Raw genomic sequence first — 24,370 nt, forward strand, 5'->3', positions numbered from 1 at the left:
GTCAAGGGTGGAGCGCAGCGAAATCGCCGCAGGCGACGCGACGCAGGAGCGCCCTTGACGCACCACCCCGGCCCACCGACCATCAAGCGCCCAGGACGGCCCGAGAACCACCCCCCAGAAGCAACCAGTGGTCCCCCCACCCCCGCCCAAACCCAACGAGTGGCCGACCCCGCCCCGCGCCTACCCCAGCCCACGACCCCCTCCCCCACCCCCACCCCCTACCCCCTCCCCCGCAGCTCCCTCTTCAGTACCTTGCCGCTTGCGTTGCGGGGGAGGTCGGGGACGAACTCGACCTGTCTCGGGACCTTGTAGTTCGCCATCTCCCGGCGCGCCCACGCGATCAGGTCGTCCGCCGTCAGGGTGGACGCCGGGCGGCGGACGGCGTACGCCTTGCCCACTTCGCCCAGTCGCGCGTCCGGGATGCCGACCACCGCGACGTCCGCCACGTCGGGGTGGAGGCCGAGCAGTTGCTCGATCTCGGCAGGGTAGGCGTTGAAGCCGCCGACGATGAACATGTCCTTGATCCGGTCGGTGATGCGCAGGTTGCCGGCCTCGTCCAGTACGCCCACGTCCCCCGTACGCAGCCACCCGTCCGGTGTGATGGCGGCGGCGGTGCCGGCCGGGTCCTCGAAGTAGCCGCGCATGACGTTGAAGCCGCGCACCTGTATTTCCCCCGGAGTGCCGGGTTCCGCCAGTACGCGGATCTCCGTGCCCGGGATCGCCCGTCCCGAGGTCGACGCGATGACCTCCGGCGGGTCCCCGCGCCGGCACATCGTGACGATGCCGGACGCCTCGGAGAGGCCGTACGCCGTGAGGACCGTGGAGATGTGAAGCTCCGAGCGCAGGCGCTCGACCAGCCGCAGCGGCACCACCGCCGCACCCGTCACCACCAGGCGCAGAGCCGACAGGTCGTGGCTGTCCCTGGACGGGTGGTCCAGGAGTGACTGGTGGAGTGTGGGCGGGCCGGGGAGGACGGAGATGCGTTCGGCGGCGATGTTCGCCAGGGCCGTGTCCACGCTGAAGACCGGCTGCGGAACCATCGTCGCGCCGCGCATCAGGCAGGCGATGATGCCGGCCTTGTAGCCGAAGGTGTGGAAGAACGGGTTGACGATCAGATAGCGGTCGCCCTCGCGCAGACCGGCCAGTTCGGACCAGATGGCATAGCCGCGCAGTGTCTGCTCATGCGTGATCACCACGCCCTTCGGGCGGCCCGTGGTGCCCGACGTGTAGATGATGTCCGACGGGTCGCTCCCCGCCACCGACGCGGCTCGCGCGCGCACCTCCGCCGACGACACCACCTCGCCGGACGCCAGGAAGTCCTTCCAGGTGCGGTACTCGTCGGGCGCCGCGTCCGCCAGGACGACCACGTGCTCCAGGTGCGGCAGTTCCACATCGGCCCGGCGCAGGGAGGCGACGTACGAAGTGCCGAGGAACGTGCCGGTGACGAAGAGCATCTTCGCCCGGCTGCTGGAGAGCACGTAGGCCGCCTCCGTCCCCTTGAAGCGGGTGTTCAGGGGCACCAGCACCGCGCCCGCCGTCACCGCGCCGAGAGCGGAAACGATCCAGTCGAGCGTGTTGGGCGCCCAGATCGCCACCCGGTCGCCGGGTGCGGTGCCGGAGGCCATGCAGGCCGCCGCCGCGCGCTCGACGCGCTCACCCAGTTCGGCGTACGAGACGCGGGTACGGCCCTCGACCACGGCCTCCCGCTCGCCGTACCGCTCGGCCGCCCCGCGCATCAGCTCGGGGATGCTGCCCCACTGACTGCCCCACTCACCGCCCCACTCGCCGCCCCCCTGACTGCCCCACCCACCGCCCCACTCGCCGCCCCACTCACTGCCCCGCCCGGCGCCCCCACCACCCGCTGCCTCGCTCATGGAAAGCCCTCCCACGCCAGTAGCTGACTAACCGTCAGATTAGCTGTAACCTGACGCGCTGTCAGCAGCTCACTGCCAAGCCCCGAACAAGCGGACAGCAATCGACAATCAGCACCCATCGCGGAGGTTCCCCGACGTGGCGACGCTCAAGGACGCGACAGCGATAGTCGGTACGGGACAGACCCCCTTCGCCAAGCACCTCGCCGAGTCCGAGAAGACCCTGGCCTGCCGGGCCGTTCTCGCCGCCCTCGACGACGCGGGCATCGCCCCCTCCGAGGTCGACGCGCTCGCCTCGTACAGCATGGAGGAGACCGACGAGGTCGAGGTGGCGAAGGCCATCGGTGCGGGTGATCTCACCTTCTTCTCCAAGGTGGGGTTCGGGGGCGGCGGATCCTGCGCCACCGTCGCCCACCTCGCCGCCGCAGTCGCCACCGGCCAGGCGAGCGTCGGCGTGGCGTGGCGGTCGCGCAAGCGCGGTTCCGGGCCGCGGCCGTGGAAGAACACCGCCGTGCAGCTCCCCACCCCCGCGCAGTGGACCCGCCCCTTCGGCCTGCTGCGCCCCGCCGACGAGATCGGCATGCTGGCCCGCCGGTACATGCACGAGTACGGCGCCACCCGCGACCACCTCTTCAACGTCGCTCTCGCCTGCCGCAACCGGGCCAACCAGAACCCCGCCGCGATGATGTACGAGCGGCCCCTGACCCGCGACATGTACATGAACTCGCGCTGGATCAGCGATCCCCTGTGCCTCTTCGACAACTGCCTGGAGACGGACGGGGCGCTGGCCTGCGTCATCGTCTCGGCCGAGCGGGCGCGCGACTGCCGACAGAAGCCCGTGTACGTCCATTCCGTCGCCCAGGGCCTGCCCGCCCAGCACCACGGCATGGTCAACTACTGGAACGACGACCCCCTCACCGGCCCCGCCTGGACCGCCGCCCGACAGCTGTGGAAACAGGCCGACTTCGGTCCGGACGAAGTCGATGTCGCGCAGATCTACGACGCCTTCACGCCGCTCATCCCCCTCTCCCTGGAGGGCTACGGGTTCTGCGGCCGGGGCGAGGGCGCGGCGTTCACCGAGGGCGGCGCCCTGGAGAGCGGCGGGCGGCTGCCGATCAACACGGGTGGCGGCGGACTCAGCGAGGCGTACGTACACGGCTTCAACCTGATCACCGAAGGCGTCAAGCAACTGCGCGGCACCAGCACCGCCCAGGTGCCGGGGGCCTCCACCTGCCTGGTGACAGCGGGCGAGGGCGTGCCCACGTCCGCCTTGCTGCTGAGGAATTGAGGGAGAAGTGACCACCAGGGACAACGAACGCGGTCGCGGCAGAGACAACGAACGCGGCTGGAACAGCGAACACGACAGGGACAGCGAACACGGCAAGGACAGGGCAGGCGCGGACGGGAGCCGTGACGGTGGGCTGCTCAGTCCCGTCGTCGACGACGACGGCGCGCCCTTCTGGGAGTACGCCGCACGCGGCGAGCTCCGCGTGCAGGTCTGCGCCGCACCCGGCTGCGGCGAGCTGCGCTTCCCGCCCCGGCCCTGTTGCCCGCACTGCCAGTCCTTCGACAGCGAGTGGCGGCGGATGAGCGGCAAGGGCCGGATCTGGTCGTACGTGCTGCCCCACCCGCCACTCCTGCCCGCTTATGCCGCGCAGGCCCCGTACAACGCGGTCGTCGTGGAGCTGGCCGACGCCCCGCACATACGGCTCGTGGGCAATGTCGTCGCACGGCCCGGCGCCCCGCTCGACTCCGTCGATCCGGCGCGGCTGCGCATCGGGGCGAAGGTGCAGGTCGCGTTCACCGAGGACGCGGCGGGGCGCCAGGTGCCACGGTGGCTGCTGGAACGCCCATGACCGCCGGAGGGAGAAGCGGCGTGAGCGGTGAGGGTGCCGCGAGCAGTGGTCTGCGGGTCGAGCGGGACCCCGGCAGCGGTGTCGCCGTCGTCACCCTCGACCGGCCGGAGCGGCACAACGCCGTGGACCTGGAGGTCGCGCGGGAACTCGCCGCCGTGTGGCGGAGGTTCCGGTGCGACGAGGGTGTGCGGGCCGTCGTGCTCACCGGCGCGGGCGGCCGGGCCTTTTGCAGCGGAATCGACCGGGGAGTGGACGTGCCCCAGCCCCCGTCGCCGTACTCGGTCGACGATCCGCTGCTGACGGTCGGCCCGAAGGCCAACGACCTGTGGAAGCCGGTGATCGCGGCGGTACGGGGGATGGCCTGCGGCGGGGCGTTCTACCTGCTGGGGGAGGCCGAGTTCGTGGTCGCCGCCGAGGACGCGACCTTCTTCGACCCGCACACGACGTACGGAATGGTCAGCGCGTACGAGACCATTCACATGGCCCAGCGCATGCCGTTCGGGGAGGTCGCACGGACGGCGCTGATGGGGACGGCGGAACGGATGTCCGCGCGGCGCGCGTACGAGACGGGGCTGGTGTCGGAAGTCGTCCCGAACGGCCAGGAAGTGGCGGCGGCCGTGCGAGCGGCCGAGGTGATCGCCTCCTACCCGACGAACGCCGTGCAGGGCACGGTCCGGGCGGTATGGGCGGCGACGGAGGGCGCGCGGGTGCAGGCCATGGCGCAGGCTCCGCACCTGGTGGCGCTCGGCAACCTGCCGCCGGACCGGCAGGCGGAGCTCTTCACCGCCCGCCGGCCCGGATTCCGTACGCGCTAGGCGTGCCGCTTCAGCCGGCTATGCGCCGCACGTTGCTGAGCGTGCACTTGCCGCCGGACGTCTCGCCCGCCTGAGCGATGTACGGGGTGGCGACGTCCTGCCGCTCGGTACGGCCCGCGAGCACCATGTACATGCTGGGGTGACGGGTCGCGATGGTGGCGCCGCTGGGGTCGCTGAACCTGATCGTGAACGTGTAGGTGTAGTTCTCGGTCGAGCTGGTGTTGGTCGCGCTCACGGCGGCGACGATGCCCCGGGAGGGGTCGTACCGGCAGGAGTCGATCCGGACGTCCGTGATGTTCTGGTCGCCGCGGGTGCCGGAGGTCAAGCCCGTGGTGGTGGACGAACCGCTGGTGTAACCGCTGGTGGTGCTGCTGGACGAGGTGTCACCGCTGGTGTAACCGCTCGTGCTGCTGCTGGACGACGTGTCACCGCTGGTGTAACCGCTCGTGCTGCTGGACGTGTAGCCGTCGTCGTAGCTCGAACCGCCGCTGCTGGTGCTGCTACTGCTGCTCGAACTGCCGAAGCTGCTGCCACCGCTGCTGCCGCTGCTGTCGTCGCAACTGCCTCCGCGGCCACGGGCTCCGGTCAGGGCGAGGACCGCGATGCCGAAGACGGCGATGGCGCGGACATGGCGAAGCTTCACGCTTCAACCCCCGTTGAAATCGTTGAATGTGCGCTCTCGATTGACGAGCGCACGTCACCCTAGTGGGGCGCCGGACACCCCCGCAAACGCGTGTTCCCGGGCGGCAGCGCCCGCACGGCGACCCCCGGCCGCAACTGGCAGCCCCCGCACCACGGGCGTAGCGTCGTCACAGAGAGCCACCTTGAGGAGGCTTGCGATGATCCGCAATGTCCTGGGCTGGATCCTCGCTCTCATCGGAGCGACGGCCGCCGTACTGAGCCCCTTCCGCACCTGGTACGACGGTCGTCTCGGGCGCGACTACCGCATCGGCGACCTGTTCGGCGGCATCACGGAGAGTGGTGCCTCGATCGCGCTGTCGCTCCTGCTGCCGTTCGCCTTCGCCGCCCTGCTGACCCTGATCGGACTCCTTCTCCGGTCACGGCTGACGGTCGCCGTCGCGGGGATCGTCGTGCTCGCCTTCACCGTGCTGTGGATGGTCCGCGTGGGGCAGGCGCGGGACGGCCTCACGGTCGACACCGACGGCTCCGGACTCGACGTGGGCGCCGCGCTGGCGCTCGGCGGCGGCGTACTGCTGCTGCTGGCCGCCGCCGTGATGCCCGGACGCGGGCGGCGCCGCGTGGACGGCCAGCACGGCCGGCACAGCCAGCACGGCCAGCACCGACGGTACGAACCCGAGGCGGAGCCGGAGCCGGGACCGGATCCCGACCACGGCTACGGAGACGACCGCGGCTACGGCGACGACCGCGGACACGGGGAGGCTTACGGACGCGGGCGCGGGCACGGTTACGGGAACGACCAGGACACACGTGAAGCGCCCTACGGATCAGGCGGACCGTACGCGTCGGGTGGACCGTACGGGGAAGGCCGTCCGTACGGGGAAGGCGGACCGTACGGGGAAGGCCGGCCGCGCGGCGGAGACCGGCCGCACGGCGGTGGCAGGCCCTACGGGCACGGCGGCCCGTTCGCGGGAGGAGGCGACCCGTACGGAGAGGGCGGCCCCGACGACCGGCCCCCGCCGCCACCACCGCCGGACCCCCGCTACCGCTAGCGGCGGACCGCACCGCCGGGCCGCCGGGCCGCCGTCACGGCCCGGCCCCCGTCACTCCCCCGTAGCCGCCGCCGTCACGCCCGCGTCCCCGACGCCCGGCCCGTCGCCGTGCCCTTGACCGCGTCCAGGGCGTAGACGCAGCGGTCCTTGCTGCACGCGTAGACCACGCCGCCCTGGGCGACCGGCGAACCCGTGATCTCGCCGCCCGTGGCCAGCTTCCAGCGCAACTGGCCGCCGCTCGCGTCCAGCGTGTAGAGGCAGTGGTCCGCCGATCCGAAGTGGACCCGGCCGTCCGAGACCACGGGCGCGCCCACGACCTCGCCGCCCGCCGCGAAGCGCCACTTCGGGGTGCCGGTCACCGCGTCCAGGGTGTAGAGCGCGCTGCCGCTGCCCACGTGCACGTTGCCCGCGACGACGAGCACCGGCTCGATGGACTGGCGGGACTCGGTGGCGATGCGCCACCGGTCCTTGCCGGTGGCGGCGTCCAGGGCGTACACCGTGCCGAGGTAGTCGGCCAGGTACACGCCGCCGCCCGCGACGGCCGGGCCCGGCGCGAACGCGGGCGGGCTCAGGAAGACGGCGGGGGCCTCGAAGTGCCACCGCACCCGGCCGCCGGCGGCGTCGATGGCCAGGACGCGGGTGCCGGCCGCGACGTACACATGCCCGTCGGGCGCCGACGTCAGCCGCAGCGGTACGCCGCCGCAGGACGCGGCGTCACCGATCGGGTACGACCAGCGCTCGATGCCGGTACGGGCGTCCAGGGCCCGCAGCCGGGCGTCCTGCCACACGTAGACCGTGTCCTCGTGTACGGCGGGACCGGCCTCCGGGGTCTCGAAGTCGCTCTGCGCCCCGGTGAGTTCCCACAGCTTCTGGCCGTTGGACGCCTCCCACGCCTGGATGCCGCCGCCGCGCGTGCCGGTCACCACCGTGCCGCGGTCGGCCTTGAGGGAGTACACCCACGCGTCGGTCTGGAGCCGCCACCGCTCCTGGCCGTCGGTGGCGTCCAGGGCGTACAGCGTGGGGCCGTCGGACGCGTGGATACGGCCGCCGGCGACCGCCATGGCCCAGGCGACGTCCCGCGTCTTGAAGCGGCGCCGGCCGCTGGCCACATCCAGGGCGTGCACCTCGAAGGAGGTGACGTAGACGAGGTCGCCCGCGACGGCCGGCGTGCCCCACACGTCGTTGGACATACGGAACCGCCACGGCCGCCATCCCCCGGAGGGACCGGCGGAGTCCGCCGACTGGGCGGGCGGCGGAACGGCCGGGGGCGGCGGGGCGGTCACGGCGGCGTCCGGCCCGTTCCCGGCGGCGGTCACACCGGCCGGGGGCCTGATCCACCCCGTGGCCTGCTCGCCCGGCACGGCGACCGCGGCGGTGCGGCCGTCGGCCACCCGGGGGCCGGGTCCGATCGGCACCTTGGAGCCGGGCAGCCGCAGGGAGCCCTGCTGCGGGGCGTGCGGCGCCCGGCCCGCGTGCGCGCCCTGGGCCGGCCGGCCGCCGGGCCCGTCCGCGTAAGCCCCCGCGGGCGACGAGACCGGGGGTTCCGAACGGGACGCCACCGGGGAGAACGGCGGCGGGCCCGCCGGTCTCGGCGGCGTGGCGTGCACCCGGGACGGCGGCGTACTGGGGGCGCTGGGCAGCGCGGGACGGCCGCCCCGGCGCTGCTCGATCATCGCGGTGGCCCGGGCGGGCAGCCACGCGGACGCCGTACCGCTGTCGTCCTCGCCGGAGGCGAAGAGGTGCGGCGAGAGCTGCGCCTGGAGGTCGGCCGGACTGGGCCGCCGTACCGCGTCCATCTGCATGCAGGACTCGATCAGCGGGCGCAGCTCGTCGGGCAGCCCCTCGGTGTCTGGGCCTTCCCGCAGCAGCATGAAGACCGTCTCGACCGGGTTCGCGCCGTGGAAGGGCGCGTGCCCGGTGGCCGCGAAGACGAGCGTGGAGCCCAGCGAGAAGATGTCGCTGGCGCCCGTCACGCTGCGCGAGTCGCGCGCCTGCTCGGGGGACATGTAGGCGGGCGTTCCGACGGCGACGTTGGTCATCGTCAGCCGTGTGTTGGAGACGCCCGAGGCGATGCCGAAGTCGATGACGCGCGGTCCGTCCTCCACCACCAGGACGTTCGACGGCTTGAGGTCGCGGTGGACGAGACCGGCCCCGTGGATGGACTGGAGGGCCTCGGCGATCCCCGCCGCCAGCCAGCGCACCGCCTGGGCGGGCATCGGCCCGCACTCATTCACTATTTCCTCGAGGGAGGGCGCGGGTACGTACGCCGTGGCCAGCCACGGCACCGCCGCCCGCGGATCGGCGTCCACCACGGCGGCGGTGTAGAACCCGCTGACCGCCCGGGCGGCCTCCACCTCGCGCGTGAAGCGGACGCGGAACAGCTGGTCCTCGGCGAGCTCGGTCCGTACCGTCTTGATCGCCACGCGCCGGCCCGACGCCGACCGCGCGAGATAGACCAGCCCCATGCCGCCGGCCCCGAGCCGTGCCAGCACCTCGAACGGGCCGATCCGCCGCGGGTCGTGCTGCGTCAGCTGCTCCATAACTTGCCTGCCACCTCCCCGTACGAGGCCGCGAAACACAGCCCCGTGAAGCGTCTCACCACTGGGCACCACCCAGCGGTGCGCACCCTGATTCTTCCTGTCTGAGGCGATGGTGGCGAACCCGGGGGCGGACCGGGGTGTCTCACCCGTATTCGGACAGGTCGCGCCGGACCAAAATGTCGGTGATGGGCTGCTACGTGGCGCTTTCTCGGGGGCCGCCGGGGGCGGAGGGCCCGTCATCCTCACTGGTTTCGGCCAGACCGGCGGGTTCGGACCCGTCGCCGGACCCGGGCGTTGCGGGAGGCTTCGGCGCCTCGGCGGCACGGGACGGCTCGGAAGGCCGGGACGGCCGGGCGGTCCCGGACGGCTCGGCGGGCGCGGACGGCTCGGCGGACTTCGGGGACTGGGTCGGCTTCGACGCCTCGGACGCGTCGGGCGCGTCAGATGTGTCGGGCGCGTCGGGCGTGTCGGGCGTGTCGGCCGGCCGGGCGGCGTGCGCCGTGTCCGCCGAAGCCGCCGACGCCTCCACCGGTTCGGCCAGTACGGCGAACGTGGCCCCCTGGTTGTCCGTGAGCACCGCGATCCTGCCGTACGGCGTGTCGAACGGCTCCGCCTGCACCCGGCCGCCGAGGTCCACCGCCTTCGACGCCGCGCCGTCGCAGTCGTCGACGACGAAGTAGACGAGGAAGTGGTCGGGCATCTCGGCCGGGAACGCGTTCCCCATGACGCTGCGGCCCCCGACGGCCGTGCCGGGGCCCGGATCGGCGCCCGCGGGAGACCACGTACGGAAGTCCTCGCCCTCCTCGTCGAGGTCGAAGCCCTGGAAGCCGAAGACCGTCTCGTAGAAGGGGTCGGTCCGGTTCTTGTCGCGCGCGTAGACCTCGGTCCAGCAGAAGGAGCCCGGCCGGTCGCGCAGCTCGAAGCCCGCGTGGCGGCCCGCCTGCCACAGGCCGAACACCGCGCCGCCGGGATCGGCCGCCGCCGCCGTGACGCCGAGCGGGGGCACGGGCAGCGGGTCCGTCACCATCTGGCCGCCCGCCTCCCTGATCTTGCGGGCGAGCGCCACCACGTCGTCGGTGGCGAAGTAGATGCCCCAGGCGGTGGGCATGCGGCCGTCGCTCTTCGGCGCGAGGGCGGCGACCTTCCTGCCGTCCCGCAGGGCGTTCACGAACGCCGTCTGCCCCGCGCTGCCCGACCAGCCCGTCCGCGCCCGGTCGTCGATACCGGGGTCCTCGAAGGTCCAGCCGAACAGTCCGCCGTAGAACCGCTTGCCCGCCTCGACGTCGTCCAGCGTCACATCGGCCCAGCACGGCATGCCTTCCGCGTATACGGCCATGGCCCGGATCCTTCCGTCGCGCAGGGCGGGGCGATGTGTGGTGCCCGTCACCTCAAGCTAACGGGCCATGACGGACCACGCAGGGGCAGAGAATCGAACATCAGGCCGCATGTCGGGGCATTACGCCAAGGTGGGCCGGGGTTGTCCACCAAAGTTGTCCACAGGCTGTTGATAAGACTATTCGGGTAGCGGCCGCCGACGAGGGACCGGGCGGGACGGACCCGGGCGACGGACCGGGACAACGCAGACAACGCGGACGACGGAGCGGTCGCGGGCGGGCCGGGGCGGATGGCCGGTTTCCCCATTTGCAGTCGGCCGAATCGCGCTCCGATCACCCCTCGGTAAGCTGACGGCATGACAGGACAAGTACGCACCGTCGACGGCCGCGTGGCCGGACGACGCGGTCAGGCGACGCGGCAGAAGCTGCTCGACTGCCTCAGCGAGATGCTCAGCTCCTCGCCCTACCGCGACGTCAAAGTCATCGATGTGGCCCGGAAGGCGGGCACTTCACCCGCGACGTTCTACCAGTACTTCCCCGATGTGGAGGGCGCCGTCCTCGAAATCGCGGAAGAAATGGCCAAGGAGGGTGCGGGATTGACCGAACTCGTCTCCGGCCGCTCCTGGGTCGGCAAGGCGGGCTGGGCGGCCTCCGAAGAACTTGTCGAGGGCTTCCTCGACTTCTGGCGCAAAAACGACGCCATCCTGCGGGTCGTCGACCTCGGCGCCGCGGAGGGCGACAAGCGGTTCTACAAGATCCGCATGAAGATCCTGAACTCGGTCACCAACTCCCTTACGGACAGCGTCAAGGAGCTCCAGGCCAAGGGCAAGGTCGACAAGGACGTCAGCCCCGCCGCGATGGCCGGCTCGCTCGTCGCGATGCTCGCGGCGGTCGCCTCGCACCAGAAGGGCTTCCAGACCTGGGGCGTGAAGCCGAACGAACTGCGCCCCAACCTCGCCCTGTTGGTGCACCTCGGCATCACCGGAAGGAAGCCGACGAAGTAGCCGGCCCCCTCCCCCGCCCGCCCGTCCCAGTCCTGTCTACGCAGCGGCGGCACCGTCAGCGGTCCGCCGCTGCGGCCTTTCACGCATCCGCGCTACGGGCCCGAGCGCTCCTCCAGCCGGAAGAGCCGGATCTCCCGCTCCACCCTCGCCTGGTACGTCGCGTACGGCGGCCAGAACCGCACGACCGCCTCCCACACCGCCTGCCGCTCCGCCCCCTCCAGCAGCCGCGCCCCGACCGCGATGTCCCTGCCGCGCCAACTGATCCGCGCGTCCGGGTGCTTGATGAGGTTGGCGGTCCAGGCGGGATGCCCCGGCCGCCCGAAGTTGCTGCCGACCAGGATCCAGCCGCCGCCCGGCTCCTGCGGCATGCAGGCCAGCGGCGTCGTACGGAGCTCACCGCTCCTGGCGCCCTTCGCGGTGAGAATCACGCCCGGCAGCATCCGGGCGCTGAGCAGCACCTTTCCCCGGGTGAGGCGGTGGACCGCGCGGTCCATGGCGGGGACGAAGCGGGGCGCGATCCTGGCGAACGCGCGCGTCGACGACAGCTTCTGCACGAGGCGCGTTCCGGGCGGCATCAGTACGCCACCTCCCGCGCCACCGCCGGGCCGCCGGCCGCCGCTTCCGCCTCCGCGCCGCCGAAGAGGCCCGCCGTGCGCGCCGCGCGGTCGCGCAGGCGGTGCACGGGCCCGAACAGCAGCTCGTCCGAGGCCGCCCGCTTGAAGTACAGGTGCGCCTCGTGCTCCCAGGTGAACCCGATCCCGCCGTGCAGCTGGACGGCCTCCGCGGCGCTCGCGCGCAGCGCTTCGAGGGCCTGCGCGAGGGCGAGACCGCCGGTGGACGGGTCCCAGGCCGCGTAGTACGCCGCCGAACGCGCGGCCTGCACCTGTACGTAGAGGTCGGCCAGCCGGTGCTTGACCGCCTGGAAGGAGCCGATCGCCCGGCCGAACTGCTCGCGGTTCTTCACGTGGCCGACGGTCCGCTCCAGTGCGTACGAGGCGGCCCCGACCGCTTCGGCGGCGAGTACGACGGCGGCGGTGCGCCCGGTGGCCGCGAGGGGACCGGCCACGTCGGCGGTGTCGTCCCCGCCGAGCAATTCGGCCTCGACCTGCCGCAGTTGCACCCGTGCCTGGCTCCGTGTCTCGTCCAGGGCGGTCCGGCGCGCGCGGGCCAGCCCCGGTGAGCCGGCCCGTACGAGGAACAGCAGCGTCCGGCCGCGCGCGAAGCCCCCGGTGTGCGCGGCGACGAGCAGCAGGCCGGCGCTGTGCCCGTCGAGCACCTGCGCCGCCTCCCCGTACAGGGTCCACGTGCCGTCCCGCTCCCCCGCGCCGGTGCGCCGGGCCTGTACGCCGCCGGACCGGCCGCCGCCCGCCCACTCGCCGCGGGTGTTGTCGCCGGTGAGGGCGAGGGCGGCGGAGAGGCTGCCGCCGGGGACGGCGAGGGTGGCGGTGAGCGTGCCGTCGGCGAGGGGCGGCAGCAGGGCGGAGCGCTGGGCTTCCGTGCCGAGGGCGGTGATCAGCGGGGCGGCGAGCACGGTGGTGGCGAGCAGCGGCGAGGGCAGCAGGGCGCGGCCCGTCTCCTCGCAGGCGAGGGCGAGCTCGGCCGTCCCGCACCCGACGCCGCCGTACGCGGCGGGCAGGGCGAGTCCGGGCAGTCCGATCTGCTCGGCGAGCTGCCGCCAGAGGCCGGCGTCGTACCCGTCGGTGGTCCGTACCGCCGACTTCACCTCGTCGGGGCCACTCCGCTTGGCCAGCAGCTCGCGCAGTGTGCGCCGGATCTCGTCCTGCTCCACGGTGAAAGCGGCGTCCATGGGACTCCCTCCTTGCCTGACGGGCCGTCATGTTAGGGGCGGGGAGGCCAGATGCACAGGGGCGCGCGCCGAGTGCCGTCTTCCGTCCGGGCCCGATGCGCGGGCCCTTATCTGATGTACCGTCAGATACATGTCCTCCCCCCGCCACCCCCGCAAGGCAGCCGTCGTCGGCGCGGCCCTCTCCGACTGCGGACGCGTCGACGCGGCCACCCCGTACGCGCTGCACGCCCAGGCCGCCCGCCGGGCCCTCGCCGATTCCGGACTCGACCGCGGCCTCGTCGACGGCTTCGCGTCGGCCGGACTCGGCACGCTCGCCCCGGTCGAGGTCGCGGAATACCTGGGGCTCCGCCCCAACTGGGTCGACTCGACCGGCGTCGGCGGCTCCACCTGGGAAGTCATGGCCGCGCACGCCGCCGACGCGATAGCGGCCGGCCACGCCAACGCCGTACTGCTGGTGTACGGCTCGACCGCCCGCGCCGACATCAGGGCGCGGCGCCGCACCTCGAACCTCTCGTTCGGCGGGCGCGGCCCCCTCCAGTTCGAGGTGCCGTACGGGCACACCCTCGTCGCGAAGTACGCGATGGCCGCCCGCCGCCACATGTACGAGTACGGCACGACCCTGGAGCAGCTCGCCGAGGTCGCCGTCCAGGCGCGGGCGAACGCGGCGACCAACCCGGACGCGATGTTCCGCGACCCGGTGACGGTGGACGACGTGCTGTCCGGCCCGCTGATCGCCGACCCGTTCACCAAACTGCACTGCTGCGTCCGCAGCGACGGCGGCTGCGCGGTGCTGATGGTGGCGGAGGAGTACGTGCCGGACGCGGCGAAGGCCCCGGTGTGGGTGCTCGGCTCCGGGAGCGCGGTCTCGCACACCACCATGTCGGAGTGGGAGGACTTCACGGTCTCCCCGGCCGCCGTCTCCGGGCGCCTGGCCTTCGAGCGGGCGGGCGTGCGCCCCGCGGACATCGATCTCGCGGAGATCTACGACGCGTTCACCTACATGACGCTGGTGACGCTGGAGGATCTCGGGTTCTGCGCGAAGGGGGAGGGCGGCGCGTTCGTCGAGAAGGGCCGGCTGCTGCGCGACGGCGGGCTGCCGGTGAACACCGACGGCGGCGGCCTGTCCGCCTGTCACCCCGGCATGCGGGGCCTGTTCCTGCTGGTGGAGGCGGTACGGCAACTGCGCGGCGAGGCGGGCGACGGCCAGGTCCGCAGACCGGACGGCAGCCTCCCTGAACTGGCGGTGGCGTCGGGCACGGGCGGCTGGTTCTGCTCGTCGGGGACGCTGGTGCTGGGCCGGGAGCGGTGACCCCTGCTCGATACGGCGCACGGGCTGCCCGGTGACGCGGGCACTGGTGTCGATCCCCGGGGAGCGGATGATGTCCCGGTGACCACCTTCCACGAGACGCTCCGCTCGCTGCGCGTATGGGACACCTCCCTCCCCGCCTTCGACCCGGACACCGCGCCCGACGATCCGCTGCCGCTCTTCCGCCAGTGGTTCGTGGCGGCGGCGGAGGCCGGGCAGAGCGAGCCGCACACGATGTCGCTGGCCACCGTCGACCAGGAGGGGTGGCCCGACGTGCGGACGCTGATGCTGCACGACGCCGACGAGCGCGGCTGGCACTTCGCGTCGCACGCCACCAGCGCCAAGGGTCGCCAGCTAGCCGCCGACCCGCGAGCGGCGCTCGGTTTCTACTGGCCGGTCCAGGGCCGCCAGGTCCGGGTACGGGGACAGGTCTCCAGCGGAACGCCCCAGGAGGCCAACGCCGACCTGCACGTCCGCTCGACCGGCGCGCTGGCGTCGGCGCTGGTGGGGCGGCAGAGCGAGGTGCTGGGCTCGCGGGAGGAGCTGGCGCGGGCGAGCGAGGCGGCCTGGGCGCGGGCGGAGGCGGAACCGGACGCCGAGTCGGCGACCTGGACGGTGTACGTGCTGGAACCGCGCGAGGTCGAGTTCTTCCAGGGCGACGACCGGCGCCGGCACGTACGCGTGCGCTACCGGCGCGAGGGGGACGCGTGGGTCCGGGAGCTGCTCTGGCCGTGACCGGCCTCAGCCGGCCGCCTTCGCGTACGACCCCACGAAGGCGGCCCAAGCGCCGGGCCCCACCGCGAAGGCGGGACCGTCGGTGAGCTTGGAGTCCCGGACGTGGACGGCGTGGGGGCAGACGGCGACCTCGACGCAGTTCTCGTTCTCGTTGGTGCTGTAACTGCTCTTGAACCAGGCCAGTGCGGGGTTCACAGCTGCGCCGCCATCCTCTCGATCAGTTCCACGGACTCCCACGGGGTGAGCGCCTGTGCCCGTAAGGCTCCGAAGCGGTCGATGAGCTGATTCACCTCTTCGGGCTTGGAGACCAACGTACCGACGAAGTGTCCGTCGGCGTACGCCAAGTTCCGCCCTTCGCGCGTGCTGAGCAATTGAAGCGACCCGGCCACCGAGGCGTGCGCCAACCGCAGGGTCGGCATTACTTGCAGGGTGACCTGATTCCTCGTACTCAGACAACCCAACACGTGCAGAAGTTGCTCCTTGAGGACCGCCTCGCCGCCGATCGGCCGCTGGAACACCGACTCCTCGACCACGTAGCTCACGGCCAGCCTGGGTTTGCGGTCGAGGGCCGCCTGCCGCTCCAGCCGAGCTTCGACGTACTGATCGATGGCCTCCGGCTCGTACGCCGGCACGCGTACCTCGTACAGCGCGCGTACATAAGCCGGCGTCTGCAACATGCCCGGGACGACCATGCTCTCGTAGGCGCTGTAGCTCGTTGCCTCGCCGATGGCGCGAACCCAGTTGAAGTACTTCGGCGAGTACTTCTCCTCTTCCATCAACCCGGCGCACGACTTCAGCACTCCCCCGGCCTCCAGCTCCCGGTCCGCGTCGGCCAGGAACGCCGTCGTCGGGATGCGTTCCGCCCGCTCGTACGCGCCCAGCAGGGACTCCGAGACCAGGAGCCGTTCCGCGAGGTCCTTCTGCGTCATGCCCGCCTGGGTGCGGAACTTCTTGACCAGCTCGCCCACGTGCCTGCGCGCCGACGAAGGCTCCCTACTCGATCCCACAACCACCACCGTCCTTCCCACACCGCCGCGAAGTGGATCGCGTCACCCTGGTCACGCTACGCAACCGCCTCGATGCTCATAGCCATGACGAACCACGAACTCCCCGATTGGGTGCCCGCCTCCGGGCACCAACTCCGTCTCGCCGGGATCCACTTCGACGCCATCCGCGTCCGCGGCGTACGCGGCGAGGCCGTCCTGCACCACCTGGCCGACATCACGGGCGGGCGGCCAGGCCCCGTCGTGCGGGAGGTCTCGGGCGGGCGGTGGACGTACTTCCTCGTCCCTGCGGGCAGCAGCAGGGAGCACACCTGGCCGCCGGGTGCGACCTGTTTCGGGCCGTGTGCGCGGGATCAGTACGTGGGCATCCCGGCCGCGCACGGCAACACGTACCCGCTGTCGTGGCGCTGCGACCCACCGCGCAAGGGGGAGTTCGTCGACCCCGCGCTCCTGCACGAGGTGGTCACCGCTCAGCTCTGCGTGTCCCCGGAGGGGTGAGCCGGCCGGAAGACGGGGACCGCGGGCCCTTCGCCCTCCCGTCTGAAGGCGACCGTCAGCGGCATGCCGATCCGCAGGTCCGCCTCCGCGCAGTCGACGACCTCCGTCATCATCCGCGGCCCCTCCGCCAGGTCCACGACGGCGGCGGCGTACGGGACGCGGTCGCCGAAGGGCGGCAGGTCGTTGCGGTGGACGACGGACCAGGTGTAGAGCGTCGCCCGGCCGCTCGCCCGCTCCCACCCGACGTCCTCGCTCCAGCAGTACGGGCAGAACTCGCGCGGGTAGTGGTGCGGCCGGGCGCAGGCGCGGCAGCGGCGCAGCAGCAGCCGGCCCTCGGCGGCGGCGTCCCAGTAGGGGCGGGTGAACGCGTCGATGTCGGGCACGGCGGCGTTCATGCCCCGAGCCATCCGATCGCGTGGTCGAGGGACCACGTCTGCCAGGACATGGCGAGCAGGGCGACGAGCGAGATCAGCGCCATCATGGCGTTCTGCCCCTGCTCGGCCCAGTCGTGGATCATCAGGGCGAGGTAGAGGAGGTTCAGGAGCAGGCCGCCGGCCAGCGCCACGGGCGTCAGGAAGCCGGCGACCAGACCGAGTCCGACGGCCAGTTCGGCGTACACGACGACGTACGCCATCACCTTGGGCCGGGGCGCGACGACCGCGTCGAAGCCGCGCCGCACCGCCGGCCACCTGTGCCGGCCGGCCACGTCCGCCGCCCAGGCGATGCCCGTGCCGCGTTCGAACCAGCCCTTCTTGTCCTTGTGGCGCCAGCTCTCCAGCCACCACAGGCCGAGGCCGACGCGCAGCACGGCCAGCCACTGCGCGCCGTCGAGCCAGATGGTCCGCATGTCGCTCCCCCCACCCTCACTTATCTGACGGTACGTCAGTTCAGCGGAAGCGACGGGCACGCGCAAGAGGTCGGGCCCTGCGACTGTCCGTGATCGATTCGCAACCCATTCCGTATCTTGACCGAGACCCATCAAGGATTTACCGACATTACGATCACAAATCATGACCCCCACCCCCCTCACCGACCACCCCGTATACGTCATAGGCGCCGGCCCCGGCGGGCTCGCGGCCGCCGCCGCTTTGCGCGCGAGGGGCGTACGGGCCGTCGTACTGGAGAAGTCGCCCTCCGTCGGGGCCTCCTGGCGCGCCCACTACGACCGGCTGCGGCTGCACACGACCCGGCGGCTGTCGGGCCTGCCCGGGCTGCCGATCCCGCGGGCGTTCGGACGGTGGGTGGCGCGTGACGACGTGGTCCGCTACCTGGAGAAGTACGCCGAGTTCCACGAGCTGGAGATCGTCACGGGGGTGGAGGTGTCCCGCGTCGAGCCGGCGCCCGGCGGCGCCCCCGGCTGGGTGCTGCACGCCACCGGCGGCCGGGAACTGTCGGCGTCGGCGGTGGTGGTGGCCACCGGCTACAACCACACCCCGTACGTGCCGCGATGGCCCGGCAGCGACGCGTACACCGGCGAACTGACGCATGCCGCGCACTACCGCGACCCGCGCCCGTACGAGGGCAAGGACGTCCTGGTCGTCGGCACGGGCAACACCGGCGCCGAGATCGCCGTGGACCTGGCGGAGGGCGGCGCGGCCCGCGTCCGGCTGGCCGTGCGCACCGCCCCGCACATCGTCCGCCGCTCGACGGCCGGCTGGCCCGCGCAGGCCACCGGCATCCTCGTACGCCGCCTTCCGGTCCCGCTGGTGGACCGGGCCGGTGCCCTGCTGGCCCGGATCGCGATCCCCGACCTGTCCGCGCACGGCCTGCCGCGTCCGGCCACCGGGCTCTACACGCGGGTGCGGCAGGGCGCCGTCCCCGTGCAGGACGTCGGACTGATCGACGCCGTCAGGCGCGGGGCGGTGGAGCCGGTGGCGGCGGTCGAGTCCTTCGAGGAGGACAAGGCGGTACTGGCGGACGGCACCCGGATCTCGCCGCAGGCGGTGATCGCGGCGACGGGTTACCGGCGCGCCCTGGAGGACCTGGTGGGCCACCTCGGCGTACTGGACGGCCGCGGCCGGCCGGTCGTGCACGGCGCGCGCACCCCCGCGCAGGCGCCCGGGCTGTACTTCACGGGGTTCACCAACCCCATCAGCGGCATGTTCCGCGAACTGGCCATCGACGCGAAGAAGATCGCGAAGAGGATCGCGGCGGGCCGCTGACGAACCGGTACGGGGAGCCGGCGACCGCCTGCCGGGGCGCGGCGGGCCGGCCCGCCCGACGTGCCGGGGTGGGTGCCGGCGCCCTGCCGGCCCGGCCGACCCCGACCGCCTGAAGCGGCTCGATCTGCCCTCCCTGGACGGCCGACTTCGGCTCTTCACGGGGCCGCGGCCCGGGTAGGGAGAGGGAGGGCGGGTGCGGCGTCCGCGTCCGCCCTCCGCGCCCGTCACCAGGCTTTGCCCGCCGGACTGTTCCTGACGAGCCGTCAGTTCAGTAATCTGACTACGCGTCAGTTACGTTGGCCGACGAGCAGGAGCGGGCTGAGACATGCTTGGATCTACCCACGGCACCCTGACCACCGACCTCCGCGCCCGCGTCGTGGCCTGCGGTGACGCGCCGCACGCCGCCGTCCACGACACGGCGACCCCCACCGCCGTCGCGGCCGGCGACCTCGACGTCAGCGGTCGGCCCCTGCATGCCGACGTGCCCGACCTGGACCGGTTCTTCCGACCGGAGTCCGTGGCCGTCGTGGGCGCCTCCGACACCGAGGGCCGGCCGAACACCGGGATCACCCGGCAGCTCATCGCCTGGGCCGAGCGGGTCGGCGCCCGGCTGCACCCGGTGCACCCGACCCGCGCGTCCGTCTTCGGGCTGCCGTGCGTGCCCGCCGTCCGCGACCTGCCCGAACCGGTCGACCTGGCTGTGCTGCTCGTCGCCGATCCCGTCCCGCTGATCGAGGAACTGGGCGAGGCGAAGGTGCGGTTCGCCGTGGCCTTCGCGTCCGGGTTCGCCGAGACGGGCCAGGCCGGCCTCGTCGCCCAGACCCGGCTGGCCGCGGCGGTCGAACGGTCCGGCGTACGGCTGCTGGGTCCGAACACCAACCTCAACGCCTTCGAGCGGTTCCGCGACGACCTCGACGGGCCCGCCATCGCCCTGATCACCCAGTCCGGCCACCAGGGCCGCCCCCTCCACGCCCTCCAGGAGCTCGGTGTCCGCCTCTCCCACTGGGCGCCCACCGGCAACGAGGCCGACCTGGAGACGGCCGACTTCATCGCGTACTTCGCCCAGCGGCCCGAGGTCGGCGCCATCGCCTGCTACGTCGAGGGTCTCAAGGACGGCCGGTCCTTCCTGCTCGCCGCCGACCGGGCCGCCCGGGCCAAGGTGCCCGTCGTCGCGGTGAAGGTGGGCCGCACGGAGCGGGGCGCCCGTACGGCCGCCTCGCACACCGGCAAGCTGACCGGCGCGGACGAGGTGGTGGACGCGGCGATGCGGCAGTTCGGGGTGATCCGGGTGGACGGGCTCGACGAACTCCAGGACACCGCCGCCCTGCTGGCCAGGGCGAGGAAACCGGTGGCCGACGGAGTCGCCGTGCACTCCATCTCGGGCGGTACGGGCGCGCACTTCGCGGACCTGGCGACGGCGGCGGGGCTGCGGCTGCCGGAGCTCTCGGCCGCCAAGCAGGCCGAGCTGCACCAGTGGATACCCGAGTACCTGAACGTCGCCAACCCCGTCGACAACGGCGGCCACCCGGTCGGCGACTGGCGCGGGCGCAAAATCATCGACGCGATCCTGGCCGACCCGGCGGTGGGCGTCCTCGTCTGCCCGATCACCGGGCCCTTCCCGCCGATGAGCGACCGGCTCGCCCAGGACCTGGCCGACGCGGCCGAGGCGACCGACAAGCTGGTGTGCGTGGTGTGGGGCTCGCCGGTCGGCACGGAGGCGGCGTACCGGGAGACGCTGCTCGGATCGTCGCGGGTCGCCACCTTCCGTACGTTCGGCAACTGCGTCTCGGCCGTACGCGCCTACCTCGCGCACCACCGCTTCACCGCCTCCTACCGCTCCCCCTTCGACGAAGCCCCGCGCACGCCCTCCCCGTCCTTCCGCAAGGCGCAGGCGCTGCTGCGGCCCGGCGAACAGCTCAGCGAGCACGCGGCGAAGCAGCTGCTGCGGGCGTACGGCATCCGCGTGCCGCGCGAGCAGCTGGTGACCAGCGCGGCGGCCGCCGTCCGGGCGGCCGGGCTGGTCGGCTACCCGGTGGTGATGAAGGCGTCCGGTCCCCGGCTCGCGCACAAGAGCGACCTGGGCCTGGTGAAGGTCGGCCTGACCTCCGCCAGCCAGATCCGCGACGCGTACCGCGAGCTGACGGACATCGCGCGGTACGAGGGGATCGAGCTGGACGGCGTCCTGGTGTGCCAGATGGTGGAGCGGGGCGTCGAGATGATGGTCGGCGTGACGCAGGACGCCCTGTTCGGGCCCACGGTCACGGTGGGGCTGGGCGGCGTACTGGTGGAGGTGCTGCGCGACGCGTCGGTGCGCGTGCCGCCCTTCGGCGAGGACCAGGCGCGGGCCATGCTCACCGAACTGCGCGGGCACGCGCTGCTGGGGGGCGTACGGGGGGCGCCGCCGGCCGATGTCGACGCGCTGGTCGAGGTCGTGCTGCGGGTCCAGCGGATGGCCCTGGAGCTGGGCGACACCCTGTCGGAGCTGGACGTCAACCCGCTGATGGTGCTGCCCCGGGGGCAGGGAGCGGTGGCCCTGGACGCGCTGGCGGTGTGCCGGTGAGGAGGGCGGCCCTGTTCCCCACCCCGCCCTTTCCGGAACGGGGCAGGCCCCGCGCCCCGGACGCCCGCCGGGCGCGTCCTTCGGAGTAGCCCGCCGCGTCTGACTCCCGGCCATGCGGCCGCGCCCGGCCCGGGCCCCTGCCGGATGCGGTTGCTCGCCGCCCCTGGAACACCCGCCCCACCACCCGCGGCCCGTCCGGCGTTCGAGGACGGGTGCGTGGGTGGACCGCCACTCGCCCCAGTCCCCCAGGAGCCGCACGTGACGACCGACTCTCCCCGCGACGCCGCCGACGAGCCCGTCGAGTCGCTGGTGCTGCACGCCGTCGACAACGGCGTCTCGTGGATCACCCTCAACCGTCCCGCCGCCCTCAACGCCCTCACCCGCGACCAGCGCGACCGGGTCGTCGCGCTCCTCGCCGCCGCCTCCGCCGACCCCGCCGTGCGCGCCGTCGTGGTCACCGGCACCGGCAAGGGCTTCTGCGCGGGCGCGGACCTGCGCGCCGGACCGGTGAGCGACGGCGACCGGGTGGCCGGGGACGTCGCCCGTACGATCCGGCTCGGCGCGCAGCGGCTCGTCGCAGCGGTGCTGGACTGCGAGAAGCCGGTGATCGCCGCCGTGAACGGCACCGCCGCCGGGATCGGCGCCCATCTCGCTCTCGCCTGCGACCTCGTCCTGGCCGCCGAGTCCGCCCGGTTCATCGAGGTCTTCGTACGGCGCGGCCTGGTCCCGGACGGCGGCGGCGCGTACCTGCTGCCCCGGCTCGTCGGGCCGCAGCGCGCGAAGGAGCTGATGTTCTTCGGGGACTCCGTACCGGCCGCCGAGGCCGCGCGCATGGGTCTGGTCAACCGTGTCGTGCCGGACGCGGAACTGGCCGCCGCCGCCCGCGCGTGGGCGGAGCGCCTGGCGGCAGGCCCGACCCGGTCGATCGCCCTCGCCAAGCAACTGGTCAACGCCTCGCTGGACGTCGACCGCGCCACCGCCTTCGCGGCCGAGGCGAGCGCGCAGGAGATCAACATGACGACGTCGGACGCGAACGAGGGCGTGGCGAGCTTCGTGGAGCGCCGCACCCCCAAGTACCGGGGCCTGTAGGGGCGCACCGGACCGGCGGCGGCGGGCAGAACCCTTCCCATCTGACGGGTCGTCAGCTTCAATGATTCTTGTGATGGGACACGCGGGGATGGCGGCCACCGTCGTCCGATACCTCAGGTCGGTCGGCGCCGCCACGGCCGCCGAACCCTACGACGCGCTGCCACGCCCCGACCTGCGGGCCGTCGGCGCGGACGAGCGGCCGCCGGTCGACCCGGCCGAGTTCCGCGCCGTACTCGGCCACTTCGCCACCGGCGTCACGGTCGTCACGGCCCCGCACGCCGGCCCGGAAGGCCCCGGCGGCCCGGCCGGGTTCGCGTGCCAGTCCTTCGCCTCGCTGTCCCTCGACCCGCCCCTGGTCGCCTTCATGGTGGCCCGTACGTCCACGACCTGGCCGCGCATAGCCCGCGCCGGGGTCTTCTGCGTCAACGTCCTCGGCGCGGACCAGGGCGACCTGTGCCTGCGTTTCGCGGTGAGCGGGGCGGACAAGTTCGCGGACGTCCGGTACGCGCCGGCGCCGGTCACCGGGTCGCCGCTGCTCGACTCCGTGCCGGCCTGGGTCGACTGCCGCGTCCAGGCGGTCCACACCGGCGGCGACCACCTGATCGTGGTCGGCAGGGTCGAGGCGCTGGGCGGGAGCGACGACGGCGAGCCCCTGCTGTTCCACCGGGGCAGGTTCGGCCGCTTCAGCGCGTGAGCCCCGCGGCGGGCGCCGGCCTCTTGCGGATGACCAGGGACATCAGCGCGGCAGCCGCGCACAGCGCCCCGGCCGCGTACCAGACCACGTCGTACGAACCGAACACGTCCCGCGCCACACCGCCGGCGAAGGCGACCACCGCCGCGCCCACCTGGTGCGAGGCGAGCACCCAGCCGAAGACGATCGCGGAGTCCTCGCCGTACTGCTCGCGGCACAGGGCGAGGGTCGGCGGAACGGTGGCCACCCAGTCCAGGCCGTAGAAGACGATGAAGAAGAGCATCGGCGGGTGGACGCTCGGCGCCAGCAGCATCGGCAGGAAGAGCAGCGAGACTCCGCGCAGCGCGTAGTACACGGCGAGCAGGCGGCGGGCCTCGAAGCGGTCGGTGAGCCAGCCGGAGGCGATCGTGCCGATCACGTCGAAGACGCCGATGACGGCGAGCAGTGAGGCGGCGGCGGTGATCGGCATGCCGTGGTCGTGGGCGGAGGGGACGAAGTACGTACGGACGAGTCCGTTGGTCGACGCCCCGCAGATCGCGAACGTGCCCGCGAGCAGCCAGAACGGCCCCGTCCGCGCCGCGGAGAGAAGGACCGCCACCGTCCGCCTGGCCGCGCCCGTGCGGGGCGCCGGCTTCGGGACGAACTTCCCTCCGTACGGGGCGAGCCCCACGTCGGCCGGGTGGTCGTGCAGCAGCAGCCAGACGAACGGCACCACGACGAGGGCGGCCAGGGCGACCGTGACGGAGGCGGGCTGCCAGCCGTGGTCCGTGACGATCCAGGCGCACAACGGCAGGAAGATGAGCTGGCCGGACGCCCCGGCGGCGGTCAGCACGCCGGTGACCAGGCCCCGGCGCTCGACGAACCAGCGGTTGGTGACCGTCGCGGCGAAGGCCATCGCCATCGAACCGGTGCCGAGGCCGACGAGCAGGCCCCAGTAGAGCATCAGCTGCCAGCTCGCCGTCATCCAGACGCTGAGCAGGGCCCCGGCGGCGACCATGCTCAGCGCCGCGACCACCACCTTGCGCATGCCGAAGCGGTCCATGAGCGCGGCGGCGAACGGCGCGGTCAGGCCGTACAGCGCCATGTCGAGGGAGACGGCGAAGCCGATCTCGCCGCGTGACCAGCCGAGTTTGTCGTGCAGCGGCTCGATCAGGAGGCCGGGCAGGGAGTTGAAGGCGGCGCCGCCGATGATCGTCACGAAGGCGACGGCGGCCACGAACCACGCGCGGTGCGGCAGAGTGCGGCGGGTCCGGCGCGGGCCGGTTATCTCGGCGTCTACGGGGGCGGCGGCGTCGGTTGTCTGGGTCACGTCACTCAGCTTCGGGCCCCTGTGGAGGGCGGGCGAGTGGCCCGGCAGCCACGGTTCGCAAGGATCGGGACACGGCAGGCGGCCGGCCCGCCCCTCCC

Annotated in this window: 22 protein-coding genes and 1 pseudogene; 12 read left to right on the forward strand and 11 right to left on the reverse strand. The window is 73.0% G+C overall.

Annotation, left to right across the window (positions count from 1 at the left end):
* Positions 1-218: 218 nt before the first annotated feature.
* Complete coding sequence (locus ACWGH0_RS27875) at positions 219-1,874, reverse strand: FadD3 family acyl-CoA ligase (RefSeq protein WP_453407002.1); 1,656 nt, start codon at positions 1,872-1,874, stop codon at positions 219-221.
* Positions 1,875-2,010: 136 nt separating this feature from the next.
* Between ACWGH0_RS27875 and ACWGH0_RS27880 the strand changes: the two genes are divergently transcribed.
* From ACWGH0_RS27880 to ACWGH0_RS27890, 3 genes are all read left to right on the forward strand, one after another.
* Positions 2,011-3,159: a lipid-transfer protein gene (locus ACWGH0_RS27880; RefSeq protein WP_453407003.1), complete on the forward strand. Its 1,149-nt coding sequence runs from the start codon at positions 2,011-2,013 to the stop codon at positions 3,157-3,159.
* 133 nt (positions 3,160-3,292) lie between these two features.
* Complete coding sequence (locus ACWGH0_RS27885; protein ID WP_453407036.1) at positions 3,293-3,727, forward strand: Zn-ribbon domain-containing OB-fold protein; 435 nt, start codon at positions 3,293-3,295, stop codon at positions 3,725-3,727.
* Between the two features lie 20 nt (positions 3,728-3,747).
* Positions 3,748-4,542 carry an enoyl-CoA hydratase/isomerase family protein gene (locus tag ACWGH0_RS27890; RefSeq protein WP_453407004.1) on the forward strand — a complete coding sequence of 265 codons (795 nt, stop codon included), beginning with the start codon at positions 3,748-3,750 and terminating at the stop codon, positions 4,540-4,542.
* 10 nt (positions 4,543-4,552) lie between these two features.
* Here ACWGH0_RS27890 and ACWGH0_RS27895 read toward each other — a convergent pair whose 3' ends face one another.
* On the reverse strand, positions 4,553-5,185 hold the full coding sequence (locus ACWGH0_RS27895; protein WP_453407005.1) for a hypothetical protein: 633 nt from the start codon (positions 5,183-5,185) through the stop codon (positions 4,553-4,555).
* A gap of 196 nt (positions 5,186-5,381) precedes the next feature.
* On the opposite strand from ACWGH0_RS27895, the gene ACWGH0_RS27900 reads away from it, so the two are divergent.
* Positions 5,382-6,233: a hypothetical protein gene (locus ACWGH0_RS27900; RefSeq protein WP_453407006.1), complete on the forward strand. Its 852-nt coding sequence runs from the start codon at positions 5,382-5,384 to the stop codon at positions 6,231-6,233.
* A 74-nt stretch (positions 6,234-6,307) separates the two neighbouring features.
* Here ACWGH0_RS27900 and ACWGH0_RS27905 read toward each other — a convergent pair whose 3' ends face one another.
* Positions 6,308-8,773, reverse strand: coding sequence for an outer membrane protein assembly factor BamB family protein (locus tag ACWGH0_RS27905; protein ID WP_453407007.1), 2,466 nt, complete (start codon positions 8,771-8,773; stop codon positions 6,308-6,310).
* A gap of 538 nt (positions 8,774-9,311) precedes the next feature.
* Positions 9,312-10,109: pseudogene (locus ACWGH0_RS27910) on the reverse strand (VOC family protein); the annotation flags it as partial.
* 354 nt (positions 10,110-10,463) lie between these two features.
* On the opposite strand from ACWGH0_RS27910, the gene ACWGH0_RS27915 reads away from it, so the two are divergent.
* Positions 10,464-11,111: a TetR family transcriptional regulator gene (locus tag ACWGH0_RS27915; protein ID WP_453407008.1), complete on the forward strand. Its 648-nt coding sequence runs from the start codon at positions 10,464-10,466 to the stop codon at positions 11,109-11,111.
* Between the two features lie 92 nt (positions 11,112-11,203).
* Here ACWGH0_RS27915 and ACWGH0_RS27920 read toward each other — a convergent pair whose 3' ends face one another.
* Together ACWGH0_RS27920 and ACWGH0_RS27925 are read right to left on the reverse strand one after the other, a co-directional pair.
* On the reverse strand, positions 11,204-11,686 hold the full coding sequence (locus tag ACWGH0_RS27920) for a nitroreductase family deazaflavin-dependent oxidoreductase (RefSeq protein ID WP_453407009.1): 483 nt from the start codon (positions 11,684-11,686) through the stop codon (positions 11,204-11,206).
* Positions 11,686-12,918 (reverse strand): acyl-CoA dehydrogenase family protein, encoded by a 1,233-nt coding sequence (locus ACWGH0_RS27925; protein WP_453407010.1) that lies wholly within the window; start codon positions 12,916-12,918, stop codon positions 11,686-11,688. The genes ACWGH0_RS27920 and ACWGH0_RS27925 overlap by 1 nt, the downstream gene beginning before the upstream one ends.
* A gap of 130 nt (positions 12,919-13,048) precedes the next feature.
* Between ACWGH0_RS27925 and ACWGH0_RS27930 the strand changes: the two genes are divergently transcribed.
* On the forward strand, positions 13,049-14,227 hold the full coding sequence (locus tag ACWGH0_RS27930; RefSeq protein WP_453407011.1) for a thiolase C-terminal domain-containing protein: 1,179 nt from the start codon (positions 13,049-13,051) through the stop codon (positions 14,225-14,227).
* Between the two features lie 78 nt (positions 14,228-14,305).
* On the forward strand, positions 14,306-14,959 hold the full coding sequence (locus ACWGH0_RS27935) for a pyridoxine/pyridoxamine 5'-phosphate oxidase (protein ID WP_453407012.1): 654 nt from the start codon (positions 14,306-14,308) through the stop codon (positions 14,957-14,959).
* A gap of 6 nt (positions 14,960-14,965) precedes the next feature.
* Here ACWGH0_RS27935 and ACWGH0_RS27940 read toward each other — a convergent pair whose 3' ends face one another.
* Both ACWGH0_RS27940 and ACWGH0_RS27945 read right to left on the reverse strand, forming a co-directional pair.
* Positions 14,966-15,196: a DUF397 domain-containing protein gene (locus ACWGH0_RS27940; RefSeq protein WP_453407013.1), complete on the reverse strand. Its 231-nt coding sequence runs from the start codon at positions 15,194-15,196 to the stop codon at positions 14,966-14,968.
* On the reverse strand, positions 15,151-15,966 hold the full coding sequence (locus ACWGH0_RS27945) for a helix-turn-helix domain-containing protein (RefSeq protein WP_453407014.1): 816 nt from the start codon (positions 15,964-15,966) through the stop codon (positions 15,151-15,153). Before ACWGH0_RS27945 ends, ACWGH0_RS27940 begins: the two co-directional genes overlap by 46 nt.
* A gap of 84 nt (positions 15,967-16,050) precedes the next feature.
* On the opposite strand from ACWGH0_RS27945, the gene ACWGH0_RS27950 reads away from it, so the two are divergent.
* Positions 16,051-16,461 (forward strand): hypothetical protein, encoded by a 411-nt coding sequence (locus ACWGH0_RS27950; RefSeq protein WP_453407015.1) that lies wholly within the window; start codon positions 16,051-16,053, stop codon positions 16,459-16,461.
* Here the strand turns inward: ACWGH0_RS27950 and ACWGH0_RS27955 are convergent.
* Both ACWGH0_RS27955 and ACWGH0_RS27960 read right to left on the reverse strand, forming a co-directional pair.
* A complete protein-coding gene (locus ACWGH0_RS27955; protein ID WP_453407016.1) occupies positions 16,434-16,856 on the reverse strand; it encodes a Zn-ribbon domain-containing OB-fold protein in 423 nt (140 codons plus the stop codon). The genes ACWGH0_RS27950 and ACWGH0_RS27955 overlap by 28 nt on opposite strands.
* Positions 16,853-17,308: a DoxX family protein gene (locus tag ACWGH0_RS27960; protein ID WP_453407017.1), complete on the reverse strand. Its 456-nt coding sequence runs from the start codon at positions 17,306-17,308 to the stop codon at positions 16,853-16,855. Before ACWGH0_RS27960 ends, ACWGH0_RS27955 begins: the two co-directional genes overlap by 4 nt.
* A gap of 163 nt (positions 17,309-17,471) precedes the next feature.
* On the opposite strand from ACWGH0_RS27960, the gene ACWGH0_RS27965 reads away from it, so the two are divergent.
* The 4 genes from ACWGH0_RS27965 (at position 17,472) to ACWGH0_RS27980 (ending at position 22,966) form a co-directional block, all read left to right on the forward strand.
* The gene (locus tag ACWGH0_RS27965; RefSeq protein WP_453407018.1) at positions 17,472-18,623 is read left to right on the forward strand and encodes a flavin-containing monooxygenase; all 1,152 of its coding nucleotides are present in this window, start codon (positions 17,472-17,474) and stop codon (positions 18,621-18,623) included.
* A 325-nt stretch (positions 18,624-18,948) separates the two neighbouring features.
* A complete protein-coding gene (locus tag ACWGH0_RS27970) occupies positions 18,949-21,183 on the forward strand; it encodes an acetate--CoA ligase family protein (protein WP_453407019.1) in 2,235 nt (744 codons plus the stop codon).
* Positions 21,184-21,441: 258 nt separating this feature from the next.
* A complete protein-coding gene (locus tag ACWGH0_RS27975) occupies positions 21,442-22,272 on the forward strand; it encodes an enoyl-CoA hydratase/isomerase family protein (protein WP_453407020.1) in 831 nt (276 codons plus the stop codon).
* Positions 22,273-22,360: 88 nt separating this feature from the next.
* Positions 22,361-22,966 (forward strand): flavin reductase family protein, encoded by a 606-nt coding sequence (locus ACWGH0_RS27980; RefSeq protein ID WP_453407037.1) that lies wholly within the window; start codon positions 22,361-22,363, stop codon positions 22,964-22,966.
* Here ACWGH0_RS27980 and ACWGH0_RS27985 read toward each other — a convergent pair.
* Positions 22,956-24,272: an MFS transporter gene (locus ACWGH0_RS27985; protein ID WP_453407021.1), complete on the reverse strand. Its 1,317-nt coding sequence runs from the start codon at positions 24,270-24,272 to the stop codon at positions 22,956-22,958. The two genes, ACWGH0_RS27980 and ACWGH0_RS27985, sit on opposite strands and share 11 nt — an antisense overlap.
* Positions 24,273-24,370 lie beyond the last annotated feature (98 nt).

Source organism: Streptomyces sp. NPDC054887, from assembly GCF_053610585.1.

Excerpts from the sequence above, each read along its gene's own strand:
- ACWGH0_RS27900 (WP_453407006.1), top strand. The coding sequence starts at position 5,382 with ATGATCCGCAATGTCCTGGGCTGGATCCTCGCTCTCATCGGAGCGACG.
- ACWGH0_RS27965 (WP_453407018.1), top strand. The coding sequence starts at position 17,472 with ATGACCCCCACCCCCCTCACCGACCACCCCGTATACGTCATAGGCGCC.
- ACWGH0_RS27875 (WP_453407002.1), bottom strand. The coding sequence starts at position 1,874 with ATGAGCGAGGCAGCGGGTGGTGGGGGCGCCGGGCGGGGCAGTGAGTGG.
- ACWGH0_RS27980 (WP_453407037.1), top strand. The coding sequence starts at position 22,361 with ATGGCGGCCACCGTCGTCCGATACCTCAGGTCGGTCGGCGCCGCCACG.
- ACWGH0_RS27970 (WP_453407019.1), top strand. The coding sequence starts at position 18,949 with ATGCTTGGATCTACCCACGGCACCCTGACCACCGACCTCCGCGCCCGC.
- ACWGH0_RS27905 (WP_453407007.1), bottom strand. The coding sequence starts at position 8,773 with ATGGAGCAGCTGACGCAGCACGACCCGCGGCGGATCGGCCCGTTCGAG.
- ACWGH0_RS27915 (WP_453407008.1), top strand. The coding sequence starts at position 10,464 with ATGACAGGACAAGTACGCACCGTCGACGGCCGCGTGGCCGGACGACGC.
- ACWGH0_RS27960 (WP_453407017.1), bottom strand. The coding sequence starts at position 17,308 with ATGCGGACCATCTGGCTCGACGGCGCGCAGTGGCTGGCCGTGCTGCGC.
- ACWGH0_RS27920 (WP_453407009.1), bottom strand. The coding sequence starts at position 11,686 with ATGCCGCCCGGAACGCGCCTCGTGCAGAAGCTGTCGTCGACGCGCGCG.
- ACWGH0_RS27950 (WP_453407015.1), top strand. The coding sequence starts at position 16,051 with ATGACGAACCACGAACTCCCCGATTGGGTGCCCGCCTCCGGGCACCAA.
- ACWGH0_RS27930 (WP_453407011.1), top strand. The coding sequence starts at position 13,049 with ATGTCCTCCCCCCGCCACCCCCGCAAGGCAGCCGTCGTCGGCGCGGCC.
- ACWGH0_RS27955 (WP_453407016.1), bottom strand. The coding sequence starts at position 16,856 with ATGAACGCCGCCGTGCCCGACATCGACGCGTTCACCCGCCCCTACTGG.
- ACWGH0_RS27925 (WP_453407010.1), bottom strand. The coding sequence starts at position 12,918 with ATGGACGCCGCTTTCACCGTGGAGCAGGACGAGATCCGGCGCACACTG.